Genomic DNA, 510 nt, shown 5'->3' with positions numbered 1-510 from the left:
GAGCAGGCACGTAAAGCGCGCGAACTGCCGTTCGGTGGACGGTTCAATCCGTATATCGAACAGGAAAACCCGGCGTTGCCGGCTTATCTGCCGCATCGGGGGCGCGCTTCGGATGTCCGTACGCCGTTACCTGAAGAGCGGCGCAATCCGCTGGAGGTGGTACGCATGCTGCGCGAGTCCTTCAAGGCCCAGGGCAAGACCTGGCGCGGCGAGTATTACATCCAGTTGTCGCAGCGCTACCCGGAGGGGGTGCCGGTGTCCGAGATTGATGCCATCACCGCTGAATACCTGGCGCTGGCGGGCGACGTAGTCGTGAGACTGGCCCAGGGCCAGTCCTGAGATAACGAGAGGGCAACATGCTGGTACTCAAACAGCGTTTACAACAGCACGGTCTGACCCAGAGTGCGCTGGCCACCGCCGTCGGTATCAGCGAGGCTGCACTGGCGCAAATTGTCAACCATAACCAGTGGCCGAAACAGGAAAGCGACGCCGTCAGGGAACGGATTTGCA

The 510-nt window shown here is 61.2% G+C and carries 1 protein-coding gene and 1 pseudogene; both read left to right on the top strand.

Going from position 1 to position 510, the window contains the following annotated elements; all coding sequences use genetic code 11:
* Positions 1-339 (top strand): annotated as a pseudogene (locus AC4PR2_RS29645) (integrase); the annotation flags it as partial.
* Between the two features lie 17 nt (positions 340-356).
* Positions 357-510: helix-turn-helix domain-containing protein (locus AC4PR2_RS29640; RefSeq protein ID WP_492176144.1), on the top strand; the 154-nt coding region annotated here is incomplete at its 3' end.

Source organism: Serratia sp. A07, from assembly GCF_058725505.1.
Note: the sequence above shows the minus strand (reverse complement) of the source record. Positions and strands in the feature narration are given on the sequence as shown.